The organism is Pontibacter sp. BAB1700 (genome assembly GCF_000277005.1).
In the GTDB taxonomy this organism is placed as follows: domain Bacteria; phylum Bacteroidota; class Bacteroidia; order Cytophagales; family Hymenobacteraceae; genus Pontibacter; species Pontibacter lucknowensis.
In genome coordinates this window covers 1-7,634 of record NZ_AKIS01000031.1, presented here as the reverse complement: position 1 = coordinate 7,634, position 7,634 = coordinate 1, and the positions used below count along the sequence as shown (strand labels likewise).

Genomic DNA, 7,634 nt, shown 5'->3' with positions numbered 1-7,634 from the left:
GGGAATAGGTCATTGTTTTTAGGTATATGTACTAGCGGAAATTGAGCGGCAAAGCTTTAAATTTGGAGAAACTTATACCTACATGATACAACGCAGCACACGGCTTGATGCTGTTCATTATGAACTGTGTGGGCCTATTTATGAGAAGGCGAAGGAGCTGGAGTTGGAGGGGCATCGTATCACGAAGCTGAACATCGGCAATCCGGCTCCCTTTGGCTTTGACACACCCGAGGAGGTAACCCGAAGCATCCTGGATAATCTGCGCCATGCGCAGGGCTACTCCGACCATAAGGGCATCCTGCCAGCCCGCGAAGCGATCAGGAACTACTATGCAGCCAAAGGTATAGCCGGCATCCACACCGACGATATTTCCATTGGCAACGGGGTGAGCGAACTGATCCTGCATGCGGTGCAGGGGCTGCTTAACGAGGGAGACGAGGTGTTGGTTCCTTCACCGGACTACCCGCTCTGGACGGCGGCTGTGCGCTTTTCGGGTGGCAAGGCCGTGCATTATCTGTGTGACGAAGCCTCGGACTGGAGCCCTGATCTGAACGACATCAGAAGCAAGATCAACAGCCGCACCAAAGGCATCGTGATCATTAATCCCAACAACCCGACCGGCGCAGTATACGCCCCGGAGCTGTTGCAGGAGTTGGTGGAATTGGCAGCAGCGCATAACCTGGTACTGTTTTCAGACGAGATATACGACAGGATCCTGTATGATGAGGTAGAGTACCGCTCTACCGCCACTTTTTCGGATGAGGTGCTGACCGTGACTTTCAGCGGACTTTCCAAAAACTACCTGGCAGCTGGTTTTCGGGCTGGCTGGATGCTGGTGAGCGGCAACAAAGCCAGGGCCAGAAGCTACATCGACGGGTTGAACACCATGGCCAGTCTGCGGGTGTGCAGCAACGTGCCGGCGCAGTTTGCCATACAGGCGGCTCTGGAAGGCTATCAGCACATGCAGGACCTTGTATTGCCAACCGGCAGGCTGCGTCAGCAGCGGGATGTCTGTTACGAAAAGCTGACCGCTATACCTGGCATCACCTGCGTAAAGCCAAAAGGAGCCTTTTACCTGTTTCCGAAGATAGACGTGAAGAAGTACGGCATTGCCAATGACCAGGCTTTCGTGCTGGACTTTTTGCAGGAGCAGCATGTGTTGCTGGTACAGGGAAGCGGTTTCAACTGGCAGCAGCCCGACCACTTCCGCATCGTATACCTGCCGGAGCTGCAGGAGCTGAGCCAAACCATGGACAAACTGGCTCTGTTCCTGCAAAACTATAGAGGCACAGGCGCAGCTACCCAGCGGCAGCTTATAGAGGCGCTATAGGTATAGCAAAGCGTTATAAAGCAACAAAGGCTCCCGTTAAAGGAGCCTTTGTTGCTTTATAAGATAATTGTCAGGTATAGGGCTACTCCGCCAGGCAAGCTTCATGCTGGTAAGCCTTCAGGTCTTCCAGCAGCGGGATCAGCCGGTCGATGGTCACGTGGTCCATCACCACTACTTTATACCAGTTGGCATCCTGGTGGTTGTCTGGCACAAGCCCGTACTTGCCGGCAATGCCTTTGTTGAGGTGTTCACTGCGGATCGTGATGATGTTGGAGTAGGGGTTGCGGTAATAGGCTATACCTGCCTTGTCGAGCTCTGCGGCCAGCCAGGCGGCACGATTGAGCAGGGTGGTGGTTTTCTCCTCCCAGCCGTAGCGTCCGTAGGTCATCAGGATCATCCAGACGGCGATGGCGTTGGCGCCGGAGCGACTGCCGATCAGCGTAAAATCCTCGCCCTCCACGTAGCTGGCCTCCTTGGTGTTGGCATGTTGCATCAAGCCTTTCCGGATCAGGAAGATGCCCGTGCCGTAGGGAGCCTGCACCATCTTGTGCGCATCCAGCGTGACAGAGGTAATGTGTTTATTCTGAAAGTTGAGCGTGTTGTCCGGGTTGGTGAAAGGGTAGATGAAGCCACCAAAAGCCGCATCCACATGAATCATAAACTGGCAGCCGTTAGCTTCAAGTGCTGCTGCATATATGTCGGCGTTATCAACTGATCCAAACATAGTTGTCATCATGTTGGCCACCACAATGAAGTGGCTTTTTCCCTTAGCCTTCTGGGCGGTGATCACCTCCTGCAGGTGCTTCTCATCAATAGCGCGGGTGTTGTCATCGACCCGTACCGTGGCGATGTCGAGGTCAAACACATTGGCGGCTTTGCTCATGGAGTAGTGGCTGTCGCGGGAGCACAGGATGCAGATGCTGTTGTTGCGCACACCGTCTATGTTGCGGAAGTAGTTGCGGTAGATCCAGATGGCCTGCAGGTTGGCTTCGGTGCCACCAGCCGCCACATAGCCGTCGCAACTGCCCGGCTCGGCTTTCAGAATTTGCTCAGCGCAGAGACCAATCAACTCACGCTCGATCTGGTGCGTACCTCTGAAAAAAGACTCGGAAGCTCCCAGGGTATGGCAACCGATATGATTCGGGTTATGGATCAGCGCTGTCAGGAAGGGGGCATCTTTCAGAAAAGGGGCATCCTGGTAAAACACCTTATTATCGAGGTGCGAACCCGGTATACCCAGTATGTTCTCGTCATAAAAATTTACGTTCTCTTCTAAGGCGTTGAACACGATGGTTCGGATTGTCTCCTTATTCAGTTTAGTCCACTGTTGCATACTTGTAAGCGAAATTGATTTTAAAACGGAAGGCAAAACCCATAGGGCCTTCTTAAGACTTTGCAAAAGGCAAATTTACGACATTAAAAAGACACACCCTAGGCGAACATCTGCCGTCCTGGCTGTTCAAGCTGCGAGTTACACCCGTCTTGCATCAAAAAAAATGATGAAGATCGCTGCTAATCTGATAAAAGTCACTCAAAAAAAGTTGGGAACTGAACTAAACAGTGCTTTACTTTGTGGCGTTAAAGTAATACTATTGTAACAAGTTTTAAACTATCCATTGAAGAAGCGCTATGGTTACCTTTAAAGAGTTAAAGAATGATCTGCCGGCAGGTATTGTGGTCTTTTTGGTCGCAGTACCGCTTTGCCTTGGAATTGCCATGGCGTCCGGCGCTCCACTGTTTTCCGGTATCATTGCCGGCTTTGTAGGAGGTATAGTTGTAACACTTATCAGCGGTTCGCAGCTGGGGGTAAGTGGTCCGGCGGCAGGCCTGGCCGTGATTGTATTGCATGCCATTGAGGGCCTGGGCAGTTTTGAGGTGTTTCTATCTGCTGTCGTGCTGGCAGGTGTCATGCAGCTGGTGCTCGGATTCCTGAAAGCGGGGAGCATTGGGTATTATTTTCCTTCCTCGGTTATCAAGGGGATGCTTTCGGGTATCGGTGTGATCATTATCCTCAAGCAGATTCCGCATGCCTTTGGGTATGATGAAAGCTATGAGGGTAGTCTGCACTTCCTGGAGCCATCCGGCGAAACTACTTTCTCATTAATTTTTAACTCTTTACGTTACATATCTCCTGCAGCGGTTATCATCAGTGCGCTTTCCCTGGCTATCCTGATTTTCTGGGATACGGTACTGTCTAAGAAAGGCAAAATTTTCCAGATCATACAGGGTCCGCTTGTGGTGGTAGTGCTGGGTATCGTCCTGAACCTGGTATTCCTGAATGCCTTCCCGGAAATGGCTTTGCGCGCTAATCACCTGGTGGAACTGCCGGTGGCAATGAGTGTGGGCGGTTTCTTTCAGCAGTTTACCGCGCCTGACTTCAGCCGTATCCTCACTTACGAGGTATTAATGTTGGCGGGCACGCTTGCAGTCGTAGCCAGCCTTGAAACCCTGCTTTGCCTGGAGGCGACCGATAAACTGGACCCACAGAAGCGTATCAGCCCGGCTAACCGCGAGTTGAAGGCACAGGGCGTCGGTAACATCGTTTCGGGTCTGATCGGTGGTCTGCCTGTTACGCAGGTGATCGTGCGCAGCTCGGCCAACATTCAGTCAGGTGGCCGTACCAAGCTTTCGGCCCTTATCCACGGTGTACTGATCCTGGCCAGCGTAATTGCTATACCTGGTCTGCTCAATCTGATACCGCTTGCCTCACTGGCCGCTATTCTGTTTGTGGTAGGGTATAAGCTGGCTAAGCCGGCCTGTTCAAAGCCATGTACCGTGGTGGCCTGAACCAGTTTCTGCCATTTGTAGTAACCGTGCTGGCCATTGTGTTCACTGACCTGCTCACAGGTATAGGCATTGGTATGGTAGTCGGCATCTTCTTTATCCTCAAAAACAGCTATCACGTGTCACACACCGTGGTGAAGGAGAAATCACAGGCAGGCAGAGAGAAATACCGCATTGTGCTGGCGGAGGAAGTGACTTTCCTGAACAAGGGCAATATCCTGGAGGAACTTCGCAGAGTACCGGAAGGTGCTGAACTGGAAATAGACATGTCACGCTCGGCCGTGGTAGACCCGGATGTGATCGAGCTGATCGAGAACTACAAAGAGACCGCCCGCAGCAATAATATCAAGCTTCATGTCAAACAAACGGCTGAAGACGAAAAGCTGGAGTACGAGGGTATGAAGTTTTAACAAATCATCATTTTACTAAACTACTATAAAAGACTACACCAATGAGAACCCAAAACAGAGAGACACAGTCAGAACTGACACCACAGCACGCAAAAGAGATATTGGTTGAAGGCAACAAGCGCTTCGTGAACAACCTGAAAGCGAACCGCAACCTGCTGCAGCAGGTGAACGAAACGTCAGAGGGGCAATATCCATTTGCCATTATCCTGAGCTGCATCGACTCCCGCACTTCAGCCGAGCTGATCTTCGACCAGGGCCTTGGCGACATATTCAGTGCCCGCATCGCCGGTAACATCGTGAACGAGGACATTCTGGGTAGTATGGAGTTTGCCTGCAAAGTGGCTGGCTCTAAATTGGTAGTGGTGCTGGGCCACAGCAAGTGCGGCGCTATCAAGGGGGCTTGCGACCACGTAGAGATGGCAACCTGAGCACACTGCTGCACAAGATAGAGCCTGCTGTGAATGCCGTGGAGTATGATGGCGAAAGAAATTCCAAAAATTCGGATTTTGTAGAAAAAGTAGCTGAGACCAACGTTGTGTGGACGGTAGGCGAAATCAAGAAAAACAGCCCAATCCTTCGTGAAATGATAGAAAAAGGCGAGATTGGCATCGTAGGCGGCATGTACGACGTAGAAACCGGCGTAGTGACCTTCTATGACGATGTAGAAAATATGACTGAAACCCTGCATGAGGAACTTGCTGGCAAATATTAAGATCAAAGTAGAGGAGAAGGTATACCTCAAAGACCCCGAAGCATCAGAGAAAGGTCGTGATATTATCAAACACGGTATCTTTCTGATCGATGAGCTGGGCTTGGAGGCCTTCACCTTTAAGAAATTGGCTGAGCGCATCAGCAGCACAGAGGCGACGATCTACAGGTACTTTGAGAGCAAGCACATGCTGCTCTCATACCTGATCTCGTGGTACTGGAACTGGCTGGAATACAGATTGGTGTTTGCTATTAACAACATCAAACCACCTGAAGACCGCCTGCGCATTGCAATCAGCATTTTGTCGGGGCGCATCGAAAACGACATGGAGTTTGAGCATATTGATGAGGTTACCCTGCAGCGCATAGTGGTAGCCGAGTCAGCCAAAGCCTATCTCACCAAGGAGGTGGATGCCAACAACAAGGAAGGCTTCTTTTTGAGCTACAAACGCCTGTGCAAGCGCATAGCCGACATTGTGCACGAGATCAACCCGGAGTACAAGTATCCGGCCTCTCTGGTTTCCACGGTAGCGGAAAGTGCGCATTACCAGAAGTTCTTTGCGCTGCACCTGCCTTCGCTCACGAACATACAAGAAGACGGTGGTACTGAACTGGAGAATTTTCTGACGCACATGGTGTTCAGAACCCTCGAGCGATAACTAGCTGTTTACGATCCTTGCAAAGGATGACACTGGCCCAGGTGCCGGTGTCATCCTTTTTTGTTTTATAGGTGGTAGTTTAAAGCAAAACATAACCTCTGCCATGTGTTTTACTTACAACACAGGTATAACAAACTGTAAGGTATGAAAACAAAGAGCATTCTATTGAAAAGTCGTCCGAAGGGTATGCCGACGGAGGAGAACTTTGAGTTCAAAGAGGAAGAGCTTCCGGAACTGCAGGAAGGGCAGCTGTTGCTGAAGACGCTGTACGCATCGGTGGATCCCTACATGCGCGGTCGCATGAGCGACGCCAAATCCTATGTCGCACCCTATAACCTGAACGAGCCCATTGCCGGAGGTGTGGTGGCAGAAGTTGTTGAAAGCCGGAACGACCGGTATAAAGCAGGGGTAATAGTATTGGGTAATCTGCCCTGGCAAACCTATAGCATCTCCAACGGCAAAGGCCTTAACCAACTGGACCCGGATCTGGCGCCGCTGAGTTACCACTTAGGTATACTGGGTATGCCCGGTCTGACAGCCTATTGTGGTCTGCTCTACATCGGGGAACCAAAAGAAGGGGAGACGGTGGTCGTGTCAGGGGCGGCGGGAGCGGTTGGCACTGTGGTCGGGCAGATTGCCAGGCTCAAGGGCTGCCGCGTGGTCGGTATAGCCGGCTCCGATGACAAAACAGCATACCTCAAAAAAGACCTCGGCTTTGACGAGGCCATCAATTACAAAACCACAGACAATATGCCGCAAGCTTTGGCAGCCGCCTGCCCCGACGGCGTGGATATTTACTTCGACAATGTGGGAGGAGAGATATCGGATGCCGTGTACGGTCTGCTAAATAAATTTGCACGCATTGCAGTTTGCGGACAGATCGCACTGTACAATGCCACGTCGGTTCCGACAGGTCCTCGGGTGGAGCCAATCCTGCTGAAGAAAAGCGCTCTCATGAAAGGCTTTATTGTGGGTGACTACGCTGCACGCTTTCCGGAAGCGGCCACAGAAATGGTAGGTTGGCTTAAAGCTGGTAAGTTACAGTACGAAGAGCATATTGTAGAAGGATTTGATCAATTGCCACAGGCCTTCTTCGGCTTGTTCAGGGGGGAGAATACAGGCAAGCTACTTGTGAAAGTGGCTGATTTTAACGCCCATTGAGCAACACATGCTCAAAGCAATTGGCGGGACACTAGTGTGGCAATAGAAAAGCCCCGGACTTCTCCGGGGCTTTTCTGTTGCTGTAAGTAATGTTTTAGGCGGCGATTGACTTTGAGGTGACTTGTAGCGCTGCCCTGTCTTCTGAACTGGCCTTGTCAAACAGTGAGTCGAGGCGGAGTAATCGGAACAGGCGCTCAGTGGTGGCATTCATGTCACAGAGCACAACTTTTACATTCTGTTTCCGGATCTTGAGCAGTTCGCTCACAAAAGAGCAGATGCTGCTATTGGTCAGGTGCAGGCGGTCCACGTGCGAACAGTCGATCCAAAGTTCTCTTGTGCTGTCCGTCGGTACTTCGGCGATTGCCTGGTGAACTTTATTAAGCGCTTGTTCTTTCACAAGGCCCTTTACAAAAAAGATATGGCGATTCTGGTGCGAGGTGTGGTTAATTATTTCCATATCGACGTTCCTGAAAAAGATTTAACATATAAAGGAGGTGCTTTAGTAGCGGATTTCCTTTATTTAATACTATAAAATTAAAAACATATTGCTGGGTGAGTATTGTATTTTTAAAGTACGGGGTA

The 7,634-nt window shown here is 50.8% G+C and carries 7 protein-coding genes and 1 pseudogene; 6 read left to right on the top strand and 2 right to left on the bottom strand.

Annotated features, from left to right (window positions below; genetic code table 11):
• The first annotated feature begins 82 nt into the window (after positions 1–82).
• The gene (locus tag O71_RS04450) at positions 83–1,330 is read left to right on the top strand and encodes a pyridoxal phosphate-dependent aminotransferase (RefSeq protein WP_007653681.1); all 1,248 of its coding nucleotides are present in this window, start codon (positions 83–85) and stop codon (positions 1,328–1,330) included.
• A gap of 82 nt (positions 1,331–1,412) precedes the next feature.
• Here O71_RS04450 and O71_RS04445 read toward each other — a convergent pair whose 3' ends face one another.
• Complete coding sequence (locus O71_RS04445) at positions 1,413–2,663, bottom strand: pyridoxal-dependent decarboxylase (RefSeq protein WP_007653680.1); 1,251 nt, start codon at positions 2,661–2,663, stop codon at positions 1,413–1,415.
• Positions 2,664–2,959: 296 nt separating this feature from the next.
• Here O71_RS04445 and O71_RS04440 point away from each other — a divergent pair, with 296 nt between their 5' ends.
• The 5 genes and pseudogenes from O71_RS04440 (at position 2,960) to O71_RS04425 (ending at position 7,052) form a co-directional block, all read left to right on the top strand.
• A complete protein-coding gene (locus O71_RS04440; protein WP_007653678.1) occupies positions 2,960–4,117 on the top strand; it encodes a SulP family inorganic anion transporter in 1,158 nt (385 codons plus the stop codon).
• Entirely contained in the window at positions 4,099–4,524 is a 426-nt protein-coding gene (locus O71_RS27040) for a SulP family inorganic anion transporter (RefSeq protein WP_007653676.1), read from the top strand. The genes O71_RS04440 and O71_RS27040 overlap by 19 nt, the downstream gene beginning before the upstream one ends.
• A gap of 41 nt (positions 4,525–4,565) precedes the next feature.
• A pseudogene (locus O71_RS04435) lies at positions 4,566–5,236 on the top strand (carbonic anhydrase family protein).
• Complete coding sequence (locus O71_RS04430) at positions 5,211–5,891, top strand: TetR/AcrR family transcriptional regulator (protein WP_040573640.1); 681 nt, start codon at positions 5,211–5,213, stop codon at positions 5,889–5,891. The pseudogene O71_RS04435 and the gene O71_RS04430 overlap by 26 nt, the downstream one beginning before the upstream one ends.
• Positions 5,892–6,035: 144 nt before the next feature.
• Positions 6,036–7,052: an NADP-dependent oxidoreductase gene (locus tag O71_RS04425; protein ID WP_007653668.1), complete on the top strand. Its 1,017-nt coding sequence runs from the start codon at positions 6,036–6,038 to the stop codon at positions 7,050–7,052.
• A gap of 94 nt (positions 7,053–7,146) precedes the next feature.
• Here the strand turns inward: O71_RS04425 and O71_RS04420 are convergent, their stop codons facing one another.
• Complete coding sequence (locus O71_RS04420) at positions 7,147–7,509, bottom strand: STAS domain-containing protein (protein WP_007653666.1); 363 nt, start codon at positions 7,507–7,509, stop codon at positions 7,147–7,149.
• Between the last annotated feature and the right edge of the window lie 125 nt (positions 7,510–7,634).

What these genes read in the sequence shown, in the direction of transcription:
- O71_RS04450 (WP_007653681.1), top strand. Translation starts at nt 83, where the DNA reads ATGATACAACGCAGCACACGGCTTGATGCTGTTCATTATGAACTGTGT.
- O71_RS04445 (WP_007653680.1), bottom strand. Translation starts at nt 2,663, where the DNA reads ATGCAACAGTGGACTAAACTGAATAAGGAGACAATCCGAACCATCGTG.
- O71_RS04440 (WP_007653678.1), top strand. Translation starts at nt 2,960, where the DNA reads ATGGTTACCTTTAAAGAGTTAAAGAATGATCTGCCGGCAGGTATTGTG.
- O71_RS27040 (WP_007653676.1), top strand. Translation starts at nt 4,099, where the DNA reads ATGTACCGTGGTGGCCTGAACCAGTTTCTGCCATTTGTAGTAACCGTG.
- O71_RS04430 (WP_040573640.1), top strand. Translation starts at nt 5,211, where the DNA reads ATGAGGAACTTGCTGGCAAATATTAAGATCAAAGTAGAGGAGAAGGTA.
- O71_RS04425 (WP_007653668.1), top strand. Translation starts at nt 6,036, where the DNA reads ATGAAAACAAAGAGCATTCTATTGAAAAGTCGTCCGAAGGGTATGCCG.
- O71_RS04420 (WP_007653666.1), bottom strand. Translation starts at nt 7,509, where the DNA reads ATGGAAATAATTAACCACACCTCGCACCAGAATCGCCATATCTTTTTT.